Origin of the sequence: Pigmentiphaga sp. GD03639 (assembly GCF_029845405.1) — a bacterium.
GTDB classification, from domain to species: Bacteria; Pseudomonadota; Gammaproteobacteria; order Burkholderiales; family Burkholderiaceae_B; genus Pigmentiphaga; species Pigmentiphaga daeguensis.
Genome location: NZ_JAOCLR010000017.1, coordinates 51,644 through 71,720, shown reverse-complemented (window position 1 = coordinate 71,720; position 20,077 = coordinate 51,644). Strand labels below are relative to the sequence as shown.

The window sequence follows — 20,077 nt, the reverse complement described above, 5'->3', positions numbered from 1 at the left end:
GCTTCTCGAATACCCGGATTTCCCCATGCCCGTCATCACCTGCATCGAAGACCTGCGTCAGCTCGCCAGGAAGCGCGTCCCGCGCGCCTTCTACGACTATGCCGACAGCGGCTCGTACACCGAGTGCACCTATCGCGCCAACGCCGACGACCTGGCGGCCATCAAGCTGCGCCAGCGCGTCGCGGTCAACGTCGACAACCGCTCCACCCGCAGCACCCTGCTCGGCCAGGAGGTCAGCATGCCGGTGGCGATCGCGCCGACCGGCCTGGCGGGCATGCAATGGGCCGACGGCGAGATCCTGGGCGCCCAGGCCGCCGAGCAGTTCGGCATCCCCTTCACGCTGTCCACGATGAGCATCTGCTCGATCGAGGACGTGGCCGCGGCCACCACCAAGCCCTTCTGGTTCCAGCTGTACGTGATGCGCGACCGCGAGTTCATCGCCGACCTGATCCAGCGCGCCAAGGCGGCCCGGTGCTCGGCCCTGGTGCTGACCCTGGACCTGCAGATCCTGGGCCAGCGCCACAAGGACCTGAAGAACGGCATGACCGTGCCGCTGCGCCCCACGCTGGCCAACCTGCTGGACCTGGCGAGCAAGCCCGCCTGGGCATTGCGCATGCTGGGCGCCCGGCGCCGGACATTCGGCAACCTGGCCGGCCACGTCAAGGACGCCGACGGCATCAACAGCCTGGCCCGCTGGACCGCCCGCCAGTTCGATCCCACGCTGTCCTGGAAGGACGTGGAGTGGATCAAGCGGCAGTGGGGCGGCAAGCTGATCATGAAGGGCATCCTCGACCCCGAGGATGCCCGCATCGCCGCTTCGTGCGGCGCGGACGCCATCGTGGTCAGCAACCATGGAGGCCGCCAGCTCGACGGCGCGCAGTCCTCCATCGCCGCCCTGCCCGCCATCGTCGAGGCGGTGGGCGACAGGACCGAGGTCCTGTTCGACGGCGGCGTGCGCAGCGGACAGGACGTGCTCAAGGCATTGGCCCTGGGCGCGCGCGGCGCGATGATAGGCCGCGCCTTCCTGTACGGGCTGGGCGCCATGGGCCGGCCCGGCGTCGATGCCGCGCTCGGCATCATCCAGCGCGAACTGGACGTCAGCATGGCCTTGACCGGCACGCGCACCATCGCCGAGATCGGCCCCGACATCCTGATCCGCCCCTGACGAGAACCCAACCCCACCCACCCGTCCTGGAGAATCCCATGAAGGTCCTGTTGCCCGGCCTGGCGGCCGCCCTGCTCCTGGTGTCCGGCTGCGCCACCACCGAGGAAACCAATTCGGCCATACGGGCACGCTGGATCGGCCAGTCCACCGACGCCTTCTTTTCGCAGTACGGCCCGCCGCAGCGTTCGTACAAGCTGGGCGACGGCAGTTCCGTCTACAACTGGCGCGGCGGCGAGAAAAGCATCCAGCACGCCGCGCAGTACCGCGACGTGCCGCGCGACAAGGACTCCAAGAAGACCGACCGCGTGATGGTGTCGCCGGCCCGCACCGAAGAGCTGTTCTGCGAGCTGCAGATCAATGCCAATGCCGCCGGCAGCATCACCGCCATCCAGACCACGCGTGAATCCTCCGGCGCCGGGTTCAGCTTCTCGCGCTGCGCCGAGGTATTCGACAAGCGCTGATCCGGGCGGCGGCCGTCACAGCACGGGCGCGAACAGCCGCGCCACGTGCATGACCACGCGCGGCAGCAGGGGCACGGTCTCCCACTCGCCCGGCCCCACTTCCTTGGCCAACGCGAAGTCGGCCAGCAGCATGGCCTGCGCCTGGGCCGCGAATTCGGGACTGACGGTCAGCACGCTCAGCTCGAAATTGAGCCGGAACGAGCGGTTGTCCAGGTTGGCGCTGCCCACCGCGACCGTGTCGTCGTCGATCAGCATCACCTTCTGGTGCAGGAACCCCGGCTGGTATCGATAGATCCGCACGCCCGCGCGCACCGCTTCGTAGGTGTGGAACAGCGAAGCCTGGTAGACCGTGAAATGGTCGGGCCGGCAGGGCAACAGCACCCGCACGTCCACCCCGCGCAGCACCGCCAGCCGGAGCGCCGACTGCACGGCCGAATCTGGCACGAAATACGGCGAGGTCAGCCAGATGCGCCGCCGCGCCGCCTGGATGGCCTGCGTCATGAACAGCGAACCGGTCTCCTGGTGGTCGGCTGGACCGCTGGCGATGGCCAGGCAGGTCATGTCGCCCGGGGCTTCCTCCGGCATGGCCAGCTCGGGCAGGGTCTGCGTGACCCAATACCAGTCTTCGCTGAACGTGCGCTGGATCTGCGCCACGATGGGACCGGCCAGGCGGATGTGGGTGTCCCGCCACGGCGACAGGCGCGGATTGCCGCCCAGATAGTCCTCGCCCACGTTGTGGCCGCCGACGAAGGCCACCTGCCCGTCAACCACGACGATCTTGCGATGGTTGCGGAAATTCAGCTGGAAGCGGTTGCTGACCCGGCGCACCGAGAACGCATGGATCTGCACGCCACCCGCCCGCAGGGACTCGACGTAGCGGCGCGCCAGCGCGTGGCTGCCGATGCCGTCGTACAGGAAATGGACCTTGACCCCGGCCGCGGCGCGCGCCAGCAGGCGCCGGTGCAGTTCGCGCCCCAGCGGGTCGTCGCGCACGATGAAGAACTGCACGAGGACGTAACGCCGTGCCTGGTCGATGGCCTCGAAAATCGCATCGAAGGTTTCCCGGCCGTTCTCCAGCAGGCCGACCTGGTTGCCGGCCAGGAAGCGGCGGCCCATCAGCCGGTCCAGCGCCAGGAAGCGCCGCAGCGCCGGCTCCGTCGCGGCGTCGCGGCGCGCGGCCACGGTAAGCTGCGACTGGTTGACGTCGGCCTCGGTACGCGCGCGCGCCCGCGCGCTGTTGAACCGGTGTTCGTCCACGTAGCCGGCAAAGCGGCTGCGGCCCAGGAACAGATACGGAATCAGCGTCAGGTAGGGAACGGAGACCAGCGCCACGGCCCAGGCCACCGCGCCCTGCGAGGTGCGGGTGTTCATGATCGCGTGGCACGCTGCGATGATGCCCAGCACATGGAGGGTGGCGACCTCCAGACCGATCGACAGCAGACTTTCCGCCATGTTGGCGACCTCCCGGTATCAGTCGTCGCGGTTCGGATCGAGACCGGGGAACAGCACTTCGGTGAAGCCGAACTTCGAGAAATCCTCGATGCGCGACGGGTACAGGCGTCCGATCAGGTGGTCGCATTCATGCTGCACCACCCGGGCGTGAAAACCGTCTGCCACGCGGTCGATGGGAACCCCGGCGGGGTCGATGCCGGTGTAGCGGATGGAGACGTGGCGCGGCACCGCCCCGCGCAGGCCCGGTACCGACAGGCAGCCTTCCCAGCCCTCTTCCTTCTCGTCGGACAGGGGCGTGATGACGGGATTGATGAGTATGGTGCGCGGCACCGCCGGCGCGTCGGGATAGCGCTCGCTGCTGTCGAAGCCGAAGATCACCACCTGCAGGTCGACGCCGATCTGCGGCGCGGCCAGCCCCACGCCGCCCGCGGCCTCCATCGTATCGAACATGTCCTGGATCAGCGCGTCGAGCGCCTGGGTACCGGTCTCCCGAACCGGCTTGGCGACGCGCAGCAGGCGTTCGTCGCCCATCTTCAATATTTCGCGGATCATGGAACTGCCCTGGAACGGTCCTGCCGGGCCCTTTGCCCGGGGGGTGCCTATCCGGATTGTGCCAGATCGGCACCGCCGCGAGGCCGATGGCGTCCCACGCAGGTGCCGCAGGGATGACTGCGGCACTTGCCCGCGGGTGCCGCTACTTCAATTCCTGTCCAAGCACGCCCTGCGCCGACGGCCGGGTGCTGACGCGCTCGTGCCATTGCGCCAGCAGCGGCGTGGCCGGGCGCTCGATGGGCAGCAGGAACCAGCGGTCGATGGCGCAGCCGACGGCGATGTCGCCGATGGTGAAGCGGTCGCCCGCCAGGTACTGGCGGCCGTCGGCCAGGAACTTCTCCAGCAGCAGGATCAGCTTGTTGCCGCGCGCCACGGACTCGGCGATGGCCTGGTGGTTGCGCTTGTCTTCCGGCGTGCGGATCAGGCCGATGAAGGCCGGCCCCATGGCGGGCCCGAACTCGGTGGCCTGCCAGTCCAGCCAGCGATCGCTCAGGCCGCGCTCGCGCGGGTCGGTCGGCCACAGCGTGCCGGCGCCGTACTGGGCAGCCAGGTAGCGCACGATGGAGTTCGATTCCCACAGGATGTAGCCGTTGTCATCCAGCGTGGGGATCTTGCCGTTGGGATTCAGCGCCAGGTACTCGGGCTTGTCCAGCCCGCCATAGGGACCGCCCACGTCGATGCGCTCGAACTGCAGGCCCAGCTCGCGCGCGGCCCACACCGCCTTGGCAACATTGATGGAAGTCAGGCGGCCCCAGATGGTCATCATGGTGGAAATCTCCGTGTACGGGTGCAAGGAATGGAATAAAGGGTGCTATGCCGGCGGGTCCGGATCCGCCGCCGGGCGCAAGGCCGCCTCGGCAACGGCGTCCAGCACGCCGGGCAGCTCCGACAACACCGGCAATGACGCGAACCGCACCGCGGGATGCGCCGCGCGCGCTTCGTCCAGAAGACGCGCCAGGTCTCGCGTCACGTGCGCGCCCGCCGCCCAGAATACCGGCAGGACGGCGATCCCGGCCACCCCCTGGCTCGCCAGGACGGCGATGGCCTCGGGCAGGGTGGGCGGCATCAATTCCAGGAACGCGATCTCGACCGGCGTGCCGGGATCGCGCCCGCGCAGCACGCGGGCCAGTTCCGCCATGGGACGCGCCCATTGCGGATCCCGCGACCCGTGCGCGAACAGGACGATGCCTCGGCGCGGCGTCATGCGGACGCCCCCAGGCGCGCCGCGGCATCGAGGATGGCGTCGCGCTGGGCCGCGATCGCGGCCGGCAGCGGTTCGCGCCCCTGCTGGATGGCGCGCACCCAGGCCGCCGTCGGGGCGGCCTCGCGCGCGGGCAGGGCCGGCAGCCCGGCCTCGGCGCGTTCCGCGCCCTCGACCGCGGTGGCCTCGACACCGTCCAGCCAGCGCGCGATGCGCTGGGGGCGCCGGGTGTTGGCGACCGCCTCGCCCTCGGTGGCGCGCATCAGCAGCGCCGCCTCGCGCCGCAGCGCGAACAGCTCGGCCAGCATGGCGCCGAATTCGGGATGGGTGTAGGCGGACAGCAGCAGGCTGGGGCCTTGCACCGGCCGCAGCAGCTTGGCCAGCGTATGCGCGACGTTGCGCACGCCCAGGATGCGGCGCAGGCCCACGACCCGGGCCAGGCCAGGACTGGCGACGGCCAGCGGCAGATAGGCCAGCCCCCGGTCGCGCAGCGCCCGCGCGGCGGCGTCGGCATCGGACGAGGCCTCGATGCCGAGTTGTTCCAGGATATCGATGGTAGGCACGCGCGCGGCGTTCGAACCCGCGCCCGGCCGAGCCGGATCGGAGGCCTGCCCGTGCAGCAGCACCGGCAGGCCGGCCTGCGCCACGGTCCAGGCCAGCAGCGGCACGAGGTTGGGCGCGTGGCGCGAACCGTTATAGGTGGGCAGGACCACCACGGGCCGCCCGGCGGGGGCCTCGACGCGCGTCATCCGCGCCTGCGCCGCATCCAGGAAGCCGGCCACCTCGGACACGGACTCGCCCTTCATGCGCAGGGCCAGCAGCACCGCGCCCAGCTCCAGCTCGGACACCCGGCCATCCAGGATGGCGCCCATCAATTCGCCGGCCTGATCGCGCGCCAGTGCGCGCGAGCCGTCCTTGCCGCGGCCGATCTCGCGTATCAGCGGTGCGCAGGCATAGGGTTCGGTCATGGGCGCTCCATTACACGCGCTTCATCAAGTCGTTGATGCGCTCGGCGGCGCGGGACAACAGCGGCAGCAGTTCGTCCTGCATCTGCCGCGCCGTCACCAGGTGCGCCTGGCCGCTCAGGTTCAGGGCCGCCACCGTGCGGCCGCTGCGATCGCGGATGGGCGCGGCGATGGCGACCAGCCCCGTTTCCAGTTCCCGGTCCACCAGCGACCAGCCCTGCTCGCGCACCTTCAGGATGGCGGCCTTGAGCTGCGCCGGATCGGTCACCGTCAACGGCGTATGGGCCCGCAGGTCGGACCTGGCCAGCGCGGCGTCGATCTCGGCGTCGGCCAGGCCGGCCAGCAGCACGCGCCCCATGGCCGAGCAGTAGGCGGGCAGGCGGCTGCCTATCCCGAGGTTGATGGACATGATGCGCCCGGTCGGAATGCGCAGCACGTAGACGATGTCGGTCCCGTCCAGCACGGTGGCCGAGCAGGACTGGTGCGCCTCGTTGGTCAGTTGCTCCATGATGGGCTCGGCCAGGTCCCAGAACGGCATGGAGGTCAGGTAGGCGAAGCCCAGCTCAAGGATGCGGGGCGTGAGCCGGAACTGCCGGCCTTCCGCGGCCACGTAGCCCAGCTGCACCAGCGTCAGCAGGATGCGGCGCGCGCCCGCCCGCGTCAACCCGGCGGCCTCGGCCACCTCGGTCAGGGTCATGGCGGGCCGTTCGGCGTTGAAGGCCCGGATGACGGCCAGTCCGCGCGCGAAGGACTGCACGTAGGCATCGCTGGGCTTGACCGCGTCGCTTTTGGCGCCCGCGGACGCGCGGGCAGTCCCCGGGCTGCCCGCGTCGATGCCGGCCGGCTTGCCGCCGGCCGAAGGGTGTTGCGTCATGCAGCCCTGGCGATCAGATCAGTTCGAAAGCCATGGCCGTGGCTTCGCCCCCGCCTATGCACAGCGAGGCCACGCCGCGCCTGGCCTTGCGCTGGCGCATCGCCCCCAGCAGGGTGGCGATCAGCCGCGCGCCGCTGGCGCCGATGGGGTGGCCCAGGGCGGTGGCGCCGCCATGCACGTTGACCTTCTCGTGCGGCAGCTTGTGCTCGGCCATCGCGGCCATGGTCACCACGGCAAAGGCTTCGTTGATCTCGTACAGGTCGACGTCGCCCGGCTTCCAGCCGGTCTTGGCGAACAGCGTGGCCAGCGCGCCCACCGGCGCGGTGGTGAACCATTGCGGCTCCTGCGAATGCTGCGCGTGGGCGACCACGCGGGCCAGCGGCGTGACGCCCAGCTTTTCGGCGGTGGAAGCGCGCATCAGGACCAGGGCGGCGGCGCCGTCCGAGATCGACGAGGAGTTGGCGGCGGTAACGGTGCCGTCCTTCTTGAACGCCGGCTTGAGGGTGGGGATCTTCTCGGGCATGGCCTTGTAGGGGGCCTCGTCGCGCGCGATGATCTTCTCGCCCTTGCGGTCGGCCACGGTGACCGGCGCGATTTCCCATTCGAAGCTGCCGTCCTCGCTGGCGGCCTTGGCGCGGCGCAGCGACTCCAGCGAATAGGCGTCCTGCTGCTCGCGGGTGAAGCTGTACTTGGCGGCGCAGTCCTCGGCGAACACGCCCATGGCGCGGCCCTTGTCATAGGCGTCTTCCAGGCCGTCCATCGCCATGTGGTCGTACATGGTGGCGTGGCCGTAGCGATAGCCTTGCCGCGCCTTGGGCAGCAGGTAGGGGGCATTGCTCATGCTTTCCATGCCGCCCGCCAGCGCGACCTGGACGCTGCCGGCCAGCAGCAGGTCGTGCGCCAGCATCGTGGCCTTCATGCCCGACCCGCAGATCTTGTTGATGGTGGAACAACTGGTGCCGAGCGGCAGGCCCGCGCCCAGCGCGGCCTGGCGGGCCGGAGCCTGGCCCTGGCCGGCTTGCAGCACGTTGCCCATCAGCACTTCCTGTATCTGTTCGGGTTTCAGGCCCGAACGCTCGATCGCCGCCTTGATGGCGATTGCGCCCAACTGGTTGGCGGAAAGCCCTGAAAGCTCGCCCAACATGGCGCCCATGGGGGTACGGGCGGCCGATACGATAACAACGGGATCCGACATCTTCGACTCCTGACTCTGAAAAGCGGCGGGCGCCACGGGCAAGGGCGGCGGCTGCGTTCCGGGAATGCATCCGCCGGCACCTAGGTACACTAGCTGTAATTTACCAACAAGTGGCCTGCCCATTTTAGACCTGCCCAAGCAGCGCCGCACGAACCGGCCAGGCCCCCCCGATCCGTCATGAATCCTCTCGAACACGAACTGAAGTACCCGCTGGGCGACACCCTGCCCGCGGCCGGCACGGCCATCGAGGTCGCGCCCGGCATCCGCTGGATCCGCATGCCCCTTCCCTTCGCGCTGGATCACATCAACCTGTGGCTGCTGCGCGATCGCTTCGAGGGACGGGATGGCTGGACCATCGTCGACTGCGGCATCGCCCGCGACGAGGTCAAGGCGCTCTGGGAACAGGTCTTCGCCACCCAGCTCGACGGGCTGCCCGTGGTGCGGGTCATCGTCACCCACATGCACCCCGACCACATCGGCCTGGCCCACTGGCTGACCGAGAAATGGGGCGTTCCGCTGCAGATGAGCGCCACCGACTTCCTGACCGCCCACCTGTTCGTCGAAGGCCAGGCCATCTCGGGCGGCGAACGCATGGCGGCGCACTTCGCCCGCAACGGCATGACCGACCAGGCCTCGCTGGACGGCGTGCGCGCCCGCACCCGCTACTACCCGCAACTGGTGCCGCGGGTCCCCGCCCATTTCAACCGCATCATGGACCGCGACGTGCTGCGCATCGGCGGCCACGAGTGGCATGCCATCGCCGGCTACGGGCACGCGCCCGAGCACATCTCGCTGTATTGCAAGGAACTGAACATCGTCATTTCCGGCGACATGGTGCTGCCGCGCATCTCCACCAACGTCAGCGTCACGGACATCGACCCCGAAAGCAATCCGCTGCAGCTCTACCTGGATTCGCTTGGCGGCTATGCCCACGTGCCGGCGGACGCGCTGGTGCTGCCCTCGCATGGCCGGCCCTTCGTCGGCATCCATACCCGCATCGCGCAGCAGCACGCCCACCACGCCGACCACCTGGCGCGCGTCAAGGAGGCCTGTACCGGCAAGGCCGCCTCGGCCTACGACATCGTGCCCGTGCTGTTCAAGCGCAAGCTGGACCTGCACCAGATGACCTTCGCGCTGGGCGAGGCCATCGCCCACCTGCACATGCTGTATTACCAGGGCGCGGTCGCCCGCGAGATCGGCGCCGACGACATCGTCCGCTACCGGGTCCCCGCCTGACCTTCCGCGCGGCCCCCGGCCGCGCGCATTCCACTGCTATGCTTGGCGCCCCGGCCGCCGCCGCGCGGGGCGGCTTCCCTGGGCCTGTCGACGCAGGAGTCCGAGATGAAGAACGTCTACAAGTATTTTTTCCGTGGCCTGATCACCATCCTGCCGCTGGCGTTGACGCTGTACCTGCTGTATGTGTGCGTGGCATGGATGGAAGCCCTCGCGCTGGCGGTGCTCCACCCCTTCGTCGGCAGCTTCTACTTTCCCGGCATGGGCCTGATCCTGGGCATGCTGGGCATCGTCGCGGTCGGGATGCTGGTGTCCAAGCACCGGGTGCGCCGCATGCTTTCCTACGTGGAATGGCCGTTCACCAGCATCCCGGTAGTCAAAAGCATCTATTCCTCGCTCAAGAGCTTCGCCGACTACTTCACCCCCAGCACCAGCCAGGGCGGGCAGCAGGTCGTCATCCTGCGCATGCCGGGCCAGGAGATCGAACTGGTGGGACTGGTCACCCGGCGCAGCACGGCCGGCCTGCCCGAGGGCTTCCTGCCGGGCGAACGGGTCGCCGTGTACCTGCCCATGGGATACATGATCGGCGGCTACACGGTATTCGTGCCGATCTCGTGGGTCACGCCCATCGAGATGTCGGTGGAAGAAGCGATGCGCTCGTCGCTCATCGCCTGGATGGCACGCGCACCGCAGGCGGCGCCCGCCCCCAGGCAGGAGTGACGAAACCGGGGCGGCGGATCCGCCGCCCTTGCCTCAAAGTGCCGTGCAAGCGGGTCGATCATGCATGGGGACGTCGCTGCCCCATCACCGGCTCCACGGCAGCGGCGCCGCGTTCATCCCCCAGTAGTAGCTCTTCTGGTTGGTGTATTCCAGGATGCCCAGCCGGCCCTTTTCCCGTCCCGTGCCGCTCATCTTCACGCCGCCGAACGGCGTGCTGACCGAGAACAGCTTGTAGGTGTTGATCCAGACGGTGCCCGTCTGCAGCGCGGCGCCGATGCGCCAGGCGGTCTTGTAATCGTTCGTCCAGATGCCCGAGGCCAGGCCGAACACGCTGTCGTTGCACTGGGCGATCAGGTCGGCCTCGTCGGTCCACGGCAGCAGCGCCAGCACCGGGCCGAAGATTTCCTCCTGGCACATGCGGGCCTGGTTGGGCAGGCCTTCGATCACGGTGGGCAGGTAGTAGCTGCCGCGGTCGTAGCCGGCGCCCGTGGGCCGCTGGCCGCCGGCCAGCACCTTGCCGCCCTCGTCCACGCCCAGTTGCACGTAGCGCTCCACCGACTCGCGGTGGGCCTGGCTGACCAGCGGTCCCATCTGGGTCCGCTCGCTGGCCGGATCGCCCACGCGCAGCGCCCGCACGCCCGCCAGCAGGCGTTCCTTGAAGGCTTCGTACACGCTGGCATGCACGAAGGCGCGCGAGCCCGCGATGCACGATTCGCCCGACGAACTGAAGATGCCGTACAGCACGCCGGCCACGGCGTGGTCCAGGTCGGCGTCGGCGCAGACGATGGTGGGCGACTTGCCGCCCAGCTCCAGCGACGTCGGCATCAGGCGCTCGGCCGCCAGCCGGGCGATGCCCAGGCCCACGGTGGTGCCGCCGGTGAAGGCGATGCGGCGGATCAGCGGATGGCGCACCAGCGCGTCGCCGACCACCGAACCCTTGCCGGGCACCACGCTCAGGATGCCGTCCGGCACGCTTGCCTGCTGCGCGATGCGGGCCAGTTCGATGGCCATGCGCGGCGTGATTTCGGCCGGCTTGAACACGACCGCGCAGCCGGCCGCCAGGGCGGGCGCCAGCTTCTGCGCCTCGCTGGCGATGGGCGAGTTCCACGGGGTGATGGCGCCCACCACGCCCAGCGGCTCGTGCACGCTCATGCTGACGTAGTCGCCGCGCGACGGGGTAATGGTGTCTTCCATCGTCTCGCAGGCCGCGGCGAAGAACTGGAAGGTGCCCGCCGCGCTGGCCACCAGCGCGCGCGTCTCGTTGATGGGCTTGCCGTTGTCCAGGCGCTGGAGCTGCGCCAGTTCCTCGGCCCGGGCGCGGATGCCGGCGGCGATGCGGGTCAGGATGGCGCCGCGCTCGTGCGGCTTCAGGCCCGCCCAATCGGGGCGCAGGCGCGCGGCCTCGGCGGCGCGCACGGCCTGGTCCACGTCGTCGGCGGTGGCCGCGTGCAGCGTGGCGACCTGGCTGCCGTCGGCGGGGTATTCGGTCACGTACCGGGGGCCCGAGGCATCGCGCCAGGAGCCGGCGATCAGGGTCTGGATATGTTCGGTCATGTCAGTCTTCCATGAAAGGCAAGCGTGGCGGCGGGCTAGAAGGCCTGGGTATAGATCGCGAGCGCGTCGTCGCGGGTCAGGTCGCGGGGGTTGTTCATCAGCAGGCGGTCCACGGTCATCGCCGCTTCGGCCAGGGCCGGCAGGTCGGACTCGCCCACGCCCACCTCGCGCAACCGCTGCGGGATGGGCGATGCCGCCACGTGGGCCTGCATGGCCGCGATGAAGGCAAGCGCCGCCTCGGCATCGGCCGCGTCGCGCAGGCCGGGGTCCAGCGCGCGCGCCAGTTCGGCATACGCGCCTTCGGCCACGGGCAGGTTGAAGCGCAGGATGGGGACCATGACCAGCGAGTTGGCCAGTCCGTGCGGCACGTGGAAGTGGCTGCCCAGCGGATGGGCCAGCGCATGGATGGCGGCCACCGGGGCGTTGGCGAAGGCCATGCCGGCCAGCAGCGAGCCAAGCAGCATGGCTTCCCGGTTGTCCAGGTCGCCGCCCTGCCGGACGGCGCCGTCCAGGTGGCCGTGCAGCAGTTGCAGCGCGCGCACGGCCAGCATGTCCGACATGGGATTCTTCTTGTGCCGGGTCGTGTAGGCCTCGATGGCGTGGACCATGGCGTCGATGCCGGTCATCGCGGTGGGCCCGGGCGGCAGCGCCGCCGTCAGCGCGGCATCCAGCACCGCCACGTCGGGGAACAGCAGGGAGCTGATCACGCCGCGCTTCTGGTGGTCGGGCGTGGACACCACCGACGTGGGCGTGACTTCGGACCCGGTGCCCGCGGTGGTCGGCACCTGGATCAGCGGCAGGCGCGGCCCGCGGGCGCGCTGCGGGCCATAGATGTCGGCCAGCGGCTGCGGGTTGGCGGCCAGCAGGGCCACCAGCTTGGCGGTGTCGAGCGAACTGCCGCCGCCCAGGCCGATCACGCAGTCGGCGCGGTCGTCGCGGGCGGCCTGCGCCGCCTCCAGCACCACGTGCTCGGGCGGGTCCGCCTGGACGCGGTCGTATACGGTCACGTGCACGCCGGCGGCGCGCAGAGCGGCGGCGGGCGCATCGATCAGCCCGGCCGCGACCAGTCCGGGATCGGTGACGAGGAACGCGCGGCGCTGGTCGCCGGCCTGGAGGATCCGGGCCAGCCGGAGGGCGGCCCCGCGCTCGCAGACGATGCGAGGCGTGGTTTCGAAATGGAAGCTGGGCATGGACATCGGCTCCGTCCGGGCCGCGCGGGGCGGCCGGGGTGAGCACGGCCCTCACCCCATGCGCGGTGATGCGGAAAGCAGGAAAAAAGGACGGCCGGCGCGCGGCGCGCCGGCCAGGACGCGGATCAGTACGCCGAGATCTTGGTCTTGGCGATCAGGTCGCCGAAGTTCTTGTACTCGGTGCGCAACGCGTTGCCGAGTTCCTCGGGCGTGGTGGCCACGCTCTCGAAGCCCATGGCCTGGATGCGCTCGACCGAGTCGGGCTTCTTCAGGCTCTTGTTGATCTCGGCGTTCAGGCGCTTGATCACGTCGGCCGGCGTGCCGGCCGGGGCGAACACGCCGTGCCAGCCGCTGACCTTCTCCAGCTCGGGCAGGCCGGCTTCGCGGAAGGTCGGCACGTCGGGCAGGGCCGAGGCGCGCTTGGGTCCGATCACCGCCAGGGCCTTGAGCTTGCCCGACTTGACGTGGACGGCGCTGCCCGAATCGAAGGTGAAGTCCACCTGGCCCGCCAGCAGGTCCTGGATGGAAGGCGCCAGGCCCTTGTAGGGCACGTGGGTCGCGTCGGTGTGGGTTTCCAGGTTCAGCAGCGCGCCGGCCACGTGCGGGAACGAGCCGTTGCCGGTGGATGAATAGTTCAGCTTGCCGGGGTTGGCCTTCATCTTCTCGACCAGGCCCTTGACGTCCGAGACGCCCACCTTGGGATTGACCAGCAGCGCCATGTTCAGGCCCGCCGTCATCGCCACCGGGGCGAAATCCTTGATCGGGTCGAACGGCACGTTCTGCATCACGTACGGGCCCAGCGCCAGCGTGCTCGAGGCCAGCATCAGCAAGGTGTAGCCGTCCGCGGGCGCGCGGCGCACGTAGTCGGCGGCGATGTTGCCATTCGCGCCCGGCCGGTTCTCGACCACGAACTGCTTGCCCATCGATTCGCCCAGGTCCTTGGCGACCATGCGCGCGATCGCGTCGATGGTGCCGCCGGCCGGCACGGACACCACGATGGTCACGGGCTTGGACGGGAAGGTATCGGCCATCGCGGCCACGGGAACCAGGGCCGACACGGCCACGAGGGAAAACAGCTTGCGCATCATCACATCGATCTCGTAAAGGGTGGGACAGCGGCGGCCGGACCGCCCGGTGCGGCGTCTGCGGCTCGTCCATGCGAAAAATTGTAGGCAGCCAGGCTGTGTGACAATGGCATTTCTGGTTAACCAGAGGTTAACGATTCGCCACACGCCCGTTGCCGGGTCCATGCCAGGTTCCGCCATGTCACGCCTGCTGAACAGCCGCCATTTCCAGATCTTCGCCACGCTCATGCGCAGCCGCGGCATGAGCGAAGCCGCCCTGCGGCTGGGTATTTCCAAGGCGGCGGTCAGCAAGACCCTGCGGCTGATGGAGCGGGAAACCGGCGTCGCGCTATTCACGCTGGCGCACGGGCGGCTCGAGCCCACGGCCGCGGCGCGCCGCCTGCTGCCGCGCGCCGAACAGGCGGCCAAGCACCTGGAATGGGCGCTGGACGAGGCCTACGCGCTGGACCAGGGGTCGGTGCGCACCGTCGTCGTCGCGGCCCACGCGCCGCCGCTGATCGCCATCCTGCCCAGCGCCATCCAGCGCTTCAAGGAAAGCCATCCCGACGTCAACGTGCACCTGCGCGTGGAAGGCCCGCCCAAGGTGCTGGAGTCGGTGGCCCACCACGAGGTGGACCTGGGCGTGACCAACCCGCCGGCGCCCAACACGGCCAGCAGCGTCGACCTGTGCCAGCGCCACACCATATCGGAGGACCTGCTGGTGGCGGCGCTGCATCGGCGCCATCCGCTGGTGGCCAAGTCCGTGGTGCGCCCGGAAGACCTGGTCGGCGCCACCGTCATCGCCCTGCCCGAGGAGTCGCCCACTTCCATCCTGGTGCGCGCCACCTTGCAGGAAGCGGGCGTCAGCATACCCAAGACCATCTTCGCCAGCACGTCCATGGGCGTGTGCGCGCTGGTGCAGCAGGACGTGGGCATCGGCCTGATCAATCCCATGCTGCTGTCCACCGGCATCTTTCCCGACGTCGTGACCCGGCCGTTCCGGCCTCGCATCGAGCTGTGGACCGAAATCTACTATTCGTCCATCCGGCCGCTCAGCCCCGAGGCCCGGGCGCTGGCCACCTATATCGAGGAAGCGGCCTCGGCGCTGCGCGGGCACGCGCCGCTGGGCAAGCCCGCGCCGGGCTGAAAGGCCGCCCTCAACCGCAGCGTATCGCCGTCACGACCTCGCGGCGGTTGACCTCGACGTTCACCCGGAACGGATTGAATTCCATGGTGATGGCCTGCCCGGGGCGCAGCACGCGCGCGCTGCCGGCGCCCGAGGCCTTGCGGGCTTCCTCGACCAGCACCGAGCTGAGCTGCTGGCCGACCAGGGTCTGGGCCGCGTCGGCCTGGCATTGTCCCTGCGGCGCTTGCGCCGCGGGCTGGGTATCGGCGACGGGCACGGGGGCGGCGCAGCCGGCGGCGAAGGCCAGCGTGGCAAGGGCTAAGGCGCTCCGGATCATGGGTTCTCCTTGTGGGCGTTCATCGATAGAACAGCGTGGGCGGCATCCCGCAATGCCGGCGGAACATCGCTGCGAAGGCGCTCTGGCTCTGGTAGCCGTGGTCGAGCGCGACGTCGACCACTTTATCACCCCGGGCCAGGCGCTCCAGCGCGGCCAGCAGGCGCACCTGCTGGCGCCAGTAGCCGAAGCGCATGCCCGTCTGCTGCTGGAACAGCCGGTGCAGCGTGCGGGCCGACATGCCCGCGCCGCCGGCCCAGGCATCGACCGTGCGGCCGTCGTCCGGCGCCGCGATCAGCCGCTCGCACACCGCGCGCAGGCGCGGGTCCGACGGCAGCGGCAGATGCAGCGGCAGCACCGGCAGCGCCCGCAGCTCGTGCAACAGCAACTGCCTCAGGCAACCGGCGCGCGACGCCGGCCCCCCGCCCGGCGGCAGGTCGATGGCGGCCAGGATCAGCTCGCGCAGCAGCGGCGGAATGGCCAGCACGCAACTGCCCTGCGGCAACTGCGCGCCGGCGTCGGCCGCGACGAACACGGTCCGCATCTTCACGTCGCCGCTCATGCGCACCTGGTGCGCGATCCCGGCTTCCAGCCACACGCCGCGCGTGGGCGGCACGACCCAGCGGCCGCCCTGGGCGTCGATGCACATCACGCCTTCGATGGCGTAGAGCAGTTGGCTGTAGGCATGGCTGTGCGGAGCGATCATGTGGCCGTGCGGATAATCCGCGGCGATGGCGGTGACGGGCACCCCGGCCCGGGCCGTATCCCGCAAATGCGCATCGACATCCATGACATGTCACTTTTAAGATAACTTTCTTCATATTAGCGTGAGACAGCCGACCAGCAAGCGCGGAGCATAGGGGTCCACTCTTTCCGGAGCCCTTTCGATGTCCCCCGCCGCGTATCTCTTCCCCTTCCTGGCCATCGTCTTCTGGGCCGGCAACGTGATCGTGTCCAAGATGGCGGCCTCGGCCATCTCGCCCACCGCCATCACGTTCTACCGGCTGGTGCTGGCCATCGCGCTGCTGAGTCCCTTCCTCGCGCGCCCCATCTGGCGCAACCGCGACGCGATCCGGCGCCACTGGTGGCAACTGGCCATAGGCGGCCTGTTGTCCATGGCCCTGTTCCAGGCCCTGTCCTACCGCGCCGCCGAAAGCACCACGGCCACCAACATGGCCATCGTCACCGCGCTGATCCCGCTGCTGACGGCGATCCTGAGCGCCGCCCTGCTGGGCGAGCCCGTCACCGTGGGCATGGCGGCCGGCGGCCTGCTGTCGTTCGGTGGCATCCTGTACCTGGTCGGCCACGGCGACATCGGCGCGGTACTGGCCCAGGGCGCCCACCTGGGCGACGTGCTGATGCTGTTCGCCGCGCTGGCCTATTCCCTGTACGGCGTGCTGCTCAAGCGCTGGCGCATGGCCATTCCCGCCTGGCAATCGACCTACATGCAGGCGGCCTTCGCGCTGGTGTTCATGTTCCCGCTGTTCCTGGCCCTGCCCGCCGGCACCGCCACGCTGGACGCCAGGACCGTGCCGCTGATCGCCTACGCCGGCATCTTCTCGTCCATCATCCTGACCTTCTTCTGGATACAGGGCGTCAAGCTGCTGGGCCCCAACCGCTGCGCGATCTTCATCAACCTGCTCCCGGTGCTGACCGCGGGCCTGGCCATCGCCCTGCTGGACGAACCCATGCGCGCCTACCACGTGATCGGCGGCGGCATCAGCCTGGCCGGCGTGCTGATCGCGCAGACCGTGCAGCGCCCGCTGTTCGCGGCGCGGGCATCGCTGGCGCGGTAACGCCCCCGCGCTGTCGGGTCAGGTCTCGCCGTCCGGCGCCCGCACCAGCCGCAGCAACGTGATTTCCGACGGCACGCCGAAGCGCATGGGAGGCCCCCAGTAGCCCGTGCCGCGGTTCACGTACACCCACATGCCGTCCTGGCGATGCAGTCCCGTCACGAACGGCTGTTGCAGCGGCACGAAGAAATTCCAGGGCAGGAACTGCCCGCCGTGCGTATGGCCCGACAACTGGAGATCGAAGCCCGCCTGGGCGGCCAGGGCGGCGCTGCGCGGCTGGTGAGCCAGCACCACGCGGGCGCCGGCACCGGCCGGCGCGCCGTCCATCGCGCGTTGCGGATCGCTGCGATGCGCCGGGTCGAACTGGTGGGCGCTGTAGTCGGTAATGCCGGCCACCACCAGTTCCTGGCCCGCGTGCCGCAGCACCGCGTGTTCGTTCAGCAGCACCCGCATGCCCATCCCGCGCAGGGCGTCGATCCACGCGTGCGCGCCCGAGTAGTACTCGTGGTTGCCGGTCACGAAGAAGGTTCCGTGGCGCGAGGCCAGTTCCGCCAGGGGCCGCGCGTGGGGCGCGAGGTCGGCCACACTGCCGTCGACCAGGTCGCCGGTGATTGCCACCATGTCCGGCCGCAGCCGGTTGACCGCGTCGACGATGCGCCGCACGTAGGGCGCGCGAATGGTGGGGCCGACGTGGATGTCGCTGATCTGCGCAATGGTGAATCCTTCCAGCTCGGCGGGCAGCGCCCGCAGCGGGATGTCGATCCGGACCACGCGCGCCACGCGGCGGGCGCCGACGAAGCCAGCCACCGACATCAGCAGCGAAGCCGCCACCACGAACAGGGCCGACGGTACCGCCAGCGCGGCGTGTCCGTCACCGGTCCCGAACCACGCCATGGCGGAAGCGCCAGCCAGCACGAGATCTCGCAGCAGCGTCAGCACGAACAGCGACGAGAACAGGCCCATGCACAGCAGCCCCAGCCAGATCGCGCCCAGCAGCAGGGGCCCGGCCGAGCGCCGCCGCGCGAGCATGCTGGTTGGGATCAGGATGGCGGACGCCGCCAGCACGGCCGCCAGCGCCGGAGCCAGGCCCGGCACCACGCCCAGGTCGGGCACGAGGCGCAGCCCGACATAGGCATGCACCAGGCCGATCAGGCCAAAGAAGTAGAACCTGTGCAGGGCGCGCCGCTGGCTCACTGGTGGCTCTCCTGTCGCTGCGCGACATCCTTGCTAGGACGAGGCGGCACGCCCGCGTGTCACGCCGCCGTTCCGCGCCGCGCCGGCGAGGCGAAACGGTACACGGCCAGCGTGCTGCGCCAGCCCGGCAGCCACGAGATTTCGCGGGCGTCGGCGAAGGTCGCGCGGGCCAGGATGCGCAGTCCGAGCTTGGCGGCCAGCGCCTCGAAGTCCTTCAGCGTGCACAGGTGGATGTTGGGCGTGTTGTACCACTGGTAGGGCATCTGCCCGGTCACGGGCATGTGTCCGCGCAGGATGGACAGGCCGTGGGTCCAGTGGCCGAAATTGGGGAAGGAGACGATGCCCTCGCTTCCCACGCGCGCCATCTCGAGCAGGATGCGCTCGGTGTTGTGCACGGCTTGCAGCGTCTGCGACAGCACCACCGTATCGAAGCGGCCGTCCTCGAACAGCGCCAGTCCGTCCTCCAGGTTCTGCTGGATGACGTTGACGCCCTTGCGCGCGCATTCGATCACGTGCTGGTCGCTGATCTCGACGCCGACGATGCTGGCCTGTTGCGCATCGCGCAGGTGGACCAGCAGCGTGCCGTCGCCGCAGCCCAGGTCCAGCACGCGCGAGCCATCGGCGATCCAGCCGGCGATGCGGGCCAGGTCGGGACGCAGGGGGGCGGCGTTGCGGTTCATCGCGCGCCTCCCGCCGCACCCAGGCCCAGCTGGCGGGCCACGCGGTCGAAATATCCCCGCACCACCGCGTGGTAGCGGACATCGTCCAGCAGGAAGGCATCGTGGCCGTGCGGCGCCTCGATCTCGGCGTAGGTGACCGGACGGCCGTTGCGCAGCAGCGCCTGCACGATCTCGCGCGAACACGAGGGGGGGAAACGCCAGTCCGTCGTGAACGACGTCAGCAGGAACTCCGCCTGCGCCGGCGCGAGCGACCGCGCCAGGTCGCCGCCGGCCTGCTTGGCCGGATCGAAATAATCCAGCGCCCGCGTGATCAGCAGATAGGTATTGGCATCGAAGTACTTCGAGAACTTCTCGCCCTGGTAGCGCAGGTAGGACTCCACCTCGAATTCCACGTCGTAGCCATAGCGGAACGCGCCGTCGGCCCCGGGCGAACGCTGCGCCCGCCCGAATTTCTCGGCCATGTCGTCGCCCGACAGATAGGTGATGTGGCCGATCATGCGCGCCACCGACAGGCCGTTGCGCGGCACCGTGCCATGGGCATAGAAGTCGCCGCCGTGGAACTCGGGGTCGGTGATGATGGCGCGCCGCGCCACTTCGTTGAACGCGATGTTCTGCGCCGACAGCCGCGGCGTGCTGGCGATGACCACGCAATGCGCCACGCGCTCGGGATAGGTGATGGCCCAGCTGAGCGCCTGCATGCCGCCCAGCGACCCGCCCATGACCGCGGCGAAGCGGGCGATGCCCAGCCTGTCGGCCACGCGCGCCTGCGCATGGACCCAGTCTTCGACCGTGACCACGGGGAACGAGGCGCCGTACGGGCGGCCGGTGCGGGGATCGATGCTGGCGGGCCCGGTGGATCCGAAGCAGGACCCCAGGTTGTTGATCCCGATCACGAAGAAGCGATCGGTGTCCAGCGGCTTGCCCGGCCCCACCATGTTGTCCCACCAGCCGACGTCGGACGGATCGTCCGCCGAGACGCCGGCCACGTGGTGCGAGGCGTTCAGCGCATGACAGACCAGCACCGCGTTGGAGCGGTCGGCGTTCAGGCGGCCGTAGGTCTCGATCATCAGCGAATACGGGCCGAAGGCCGTGCCGCTGGCCAGTTGCAGCGGCTCGTCGAACGTCATGGCCTGCGCCTGGACGACGCCGACGGAATCGGGACCGATGGGAGGAGATGCGGGAGTGTCGAGAAAGGCGGTCAACGCCTCTTCGAGATGCGAATCGGAAGACACGATGGACGGAGCTCTTTAGCTGGATTTATCAGGCGCCCGCAAGCGGACCAGGCAAATCGGCGCCAATGAAAAGTACGGGAATTGTAGCACCG

At 69.6% G+C, this 20,077-nt stretch carries 21 protein-coding genes and 1 riboswitch; of the genes, 6 read left to right on the top strand and 15 right to left on the bottom strand.

Annotated features, from left to right (window positions below):
- Positions 1-25 precede the first annotated feature (25 nt).
- On the top strand, positions 26-1,165 hold the full coding sequence (locus tag N5K27_RS18015) for an alpha-hydroxy acid oxidase (protein ID WP_279817909.1): 1,140 nt from the start codon (positions 26-28) through the stop codon (positions 1,163-1,165).
- Between the two features lie 38 nt (positions 1,166-1,203).
- Complete coding sequence (locus N5K27_RS18010) at positions 1,204-1,626, top strand: hypothetical protein (RefSeq protein WP_279817908.1); 423 nt, start codon at positions 1,204-1,206, stop codon at positions 1,624-1,626.
- Between the two features lie 15 nt (positions 1,627-1,641).
- Here the strand turns inward: N5K27_RS18010 and cls are convergent, their stop codons facing one another.
- The 7 genes from cls to N5K27_RS17975 all read right to left on the bottom strand — a co-directional run bounded on the left by cls (position 1,642) and on the right by N5K27_RS17975 (position 7,865).
- Complete coding sequence (cls, locus tag N5K27_RS18005) at positions 1,642-3,078, bottom strand: cardiolipin synthase (protein ID WP_279817906.1); 1,437 nt, start codon at positions 3,076-3,078, stop codon at positions 1,642-1,644.
- A gap of 18 nt (positions 3,079-3,096) precedes the next feature.
- Complete coding sequence (gene def, locus N5K27_RS18000; RefSeq protein ID WP_087838089.1) at positions 3,097-3,630, bottom strand: peptide deformylase; 534 nt, start codon at positions 3,628-3,630, stop codon at positions 3,097-3,099.
- Positions 3,631-3,772: 142 nt separating this feature from the next.
- On the bottom strand, positions 3,773-4,396 hold the full coding sequence (locus N5K27_RS17995; RefSeq protein WP_087838090.1) for a glutathione S-transferase family protein: 624 nt from the start codon (positions 4,394-4,396) through the stop codon (positions 3,773-3,775).
- A gap of 45 nt (positions 4,397-4,441) precedes the next feature.
- Positions 4,442-4,834 carry a CbiX/SirB N-terminal domain-containing protein gene (locus N5K27_RS17990; RefSeq protein WP_279817904.1) on the bottom strand — a complete coding sequence of 131 codons (393 nt, stop codon included), beginning with the start codon at positions 4,832-4,834 and terminating at the stop codon, positions 4,442-4,444.
- On the bottom strand, positions 4,831-5,799 hold the full coding sequence (gene ybiB / locus N5K27_RS17985) for a DNA-binding protein YbiB (protein ID WP_279817903.1): 969 nt from the start codon (positions 5,797-5,799) through the stop codon (positions 4,831-4,833). The genes N5K27_RS17990 and ybiB overlap by 4 nt, the downstream gene beginning before the upstream one ends.
- 10 nt (positions 5,800-5,809) lie before the next feature.
- On the bottom strand, positions 5,810-6,670 hold the full coding sequence (locus tag N5K27_RS17980) for an IclR family transcriptional regulator (RefSeq protein WP_279817901.1): 861 nt from the start codon (positions 6,668-6,670) through the stop codon (positions 5,810-5,812).
- A gap of 13 nt (positions 6,671-6,683) precedes the next feature.
- Positions 6,684-7,865, bottom strand: a complete 1,182-nt coding sequence (locus N5K27_RS17975) for an acetyl-CoA C-acetyltransferase (protein ID WP_279817899.1) — start codon at positions 7,863-7,865, stop codon at positions 6,684-6,686.
- A 177-nt stretch (positions 7,866-8,042) separates the two neighbouring features.
- On the opposite strand from N5K27_RS17975, the gene N5K27_RS17970 reads away from it, so the two are divergent.
- Both N5K27_RS17970 and N5K27_RS17965 read left to right on the top strand, forming a co-directional pair.
- On the top strand, positions 8,043-9,101 hold the full coding sequence (locus tag N5K27_RS17970) for an MBL fold metallo-hydrolase (RefSeq protein WP_087838095.1): 1,059 nt from the start codon (positions 8,043-8,045) through the stop codon (positions 9,099-9,101).
- A 105-nt stretch (positions 9,102-9,206) separates the two neighbouring features.
- Positions 9,207-9,818 carry a DUF502 domain-containing protein gene (locus N5K27_RS17965; protein WP_279817897.1) on the top strand — a complete coding sequence of 204 codons (612 nt, stop codon included), beginning with the start codon at positions 9,207-9,209 and terminating at the stop codon, positions 9,816-9,818.
- Positions 9,819-9,902: 84 nt separating this feature from the next.
- On the opposite strand, the gene N5K27_RS17960 is transcribed toward N5K27_RS17965, so the two are convergent.
- The 3 genes from N5K27_RS17960 to N5K27_RS17950 all read right to left on the bottom strand — a co-directional run bounded on the left by N5K27_RS17960 (position 9,903) and on the right by N5K27_RS17950 (position 13,650).
- Complete coding sequence (locus tag N5K27_RS17960) at positions 9,903-11,372, bottom strand: aldehyde dehydrogenase (RefSeq protein ID WP_279817896.1); 1,470 nt, start codon at positions 11,370-11,372, stop codon at positions 9,903-9,905.
- Positions 11,373-11,407: 35 nt separating this feature from the next.
- On the bottom strand, positions 11,408-12,562 hold the full coding sequence (locus tag N5K27_RS17955; RefSeq protein ID WP_279817894.1) for an iron-containing alcohol dehydrogenase: 1,155 nt from the start codon (positions 12,560-12,562) through the stop codon (positions 11,408-11,410).
- Positions 12,563-12,687: 125 nt separating this feature from the next.
- Positions 12,688-13,650, bottom strand: a complete 963-nt coding sequence (locus tag N5K27_RS17950; protein ID WP_279817893.1) for a tripartite tricarboxylate transporter substrate binding protein — start codon at positions 13,648-13,650, stop codon at positions 12,688-12,690.
- 175 nt (positions 13,651-13,825) lie between these two features.
- Here N5K27_RS17950 and N5K27_RS17945 point away from each other — a divergent pair, with 175 nt between their 5' ends.
- A complete protein-coding gene (locus N5K27_RS17945; protein ID WP_165963115.1) occupies positions 13,826-14,773 on the top strand; it encodes a LysR family transcriptional regulator in 948 nt (315 codons plus the stop codon).
- A 10-nt stretch (positions 14,774-14,783) separates the two neighbouring features.
- On the opposite strand, the gene N5K27_RS17940 is transcribed toward N5K27_RS17945, so the two are convergent.
- Positions 14,784-15,089 carry an I78 family peptidase inhibitor gene (locus tag N5K27_RS17940; protein ID WP_279817892.1) on the bottom strand — a complete coding sequence of 102 codons (306 nt, stop codon included), beginning with the start codon at positions 15,087-15,089 and terminating at the stop codon, positions 14,784-14,786.
- Positions 15,090-15,108: 19 nt separating this feature from the next.
- A complete protein-coding gene (locus N5K27_RS17935) occupies positions 15,109-15,876 on the bottom strand; it encodes a helix-turn-helix transcriptional regulator (RefSeq protein WP_279817891.1) in 768 nt (255 codons plus the stop codon).
- A gap of 97 nt (positions 15,877-15,973) precedes the next feature.
- Between N5K27_RS17935 and N5K27_RS17930 the strand changes: the two genes are divergently transcribed.
- Positions 15,974-16,882: a DMT family transporter gene (locus tag N5K27_RS17930; protein ID WP_132979500.1), complete on the top strand. Its 909-nt coding sequence runs from the start codon at positions 15,974-15,976 to the stop codon at positions 16,880-16,882.
- Positions 16,883-16,900: 18 nt separating this feature from the next.
- Here the strand turns inward: N5K27_RS17930 and N5K27_RS17925 are convergent, their stop codons facing one another.
- Genes N5K27_RS17925 through N5K27_RS17915 form a run of 3 tightly spaced genes read right to left on the bottom strand, consistent with a single transcriptional unit; the run spans position 16,901 to position 19,919 of the window.
- Positions 16,901-18,073, bottom strand: coding sequence for a metallophosphoesterase (locus tag N5K27_RS17925; protein WP_279817888.1), 1,173 nt, complete (start codon positions 18,071-18,073; stop codon positions 16,901-16,903).
- A gap of 59 nt (positions 18,074-18,132) precedes the next feature.
- Positions 18,133-18,753, bottom strand: coding sequence for a methionine biosynthesis protein MetW (gene metW / locus N5K27_RS17920; protein WP_279817886.1), 621 nt, complete (start codon positions 18,751-18,753; stop codon positions 18,133-18,135).
- Positions 18,750-19,919, bottom strand: coding sequence for a homoserine O-acetyltransferase (locus N5K27_RS17915; protein WP_243724496.1), 1,170 nt, complete (start codon positions 19,917-19,919; stop codon positions 18,750-18,752). Before N5K27_RS17915 ends, metW begins: the two co-directional genes overlap by 4 nt.
- Before the next feature lie 60 nt (positions 19,920-19,979).
- Positions 19,980-20,058: riboswitch (SAM riboswitch) on the bottom strand.
- Between the last annotated feature and the right edge of the window lie 19 nt (positions 20,059-20,077).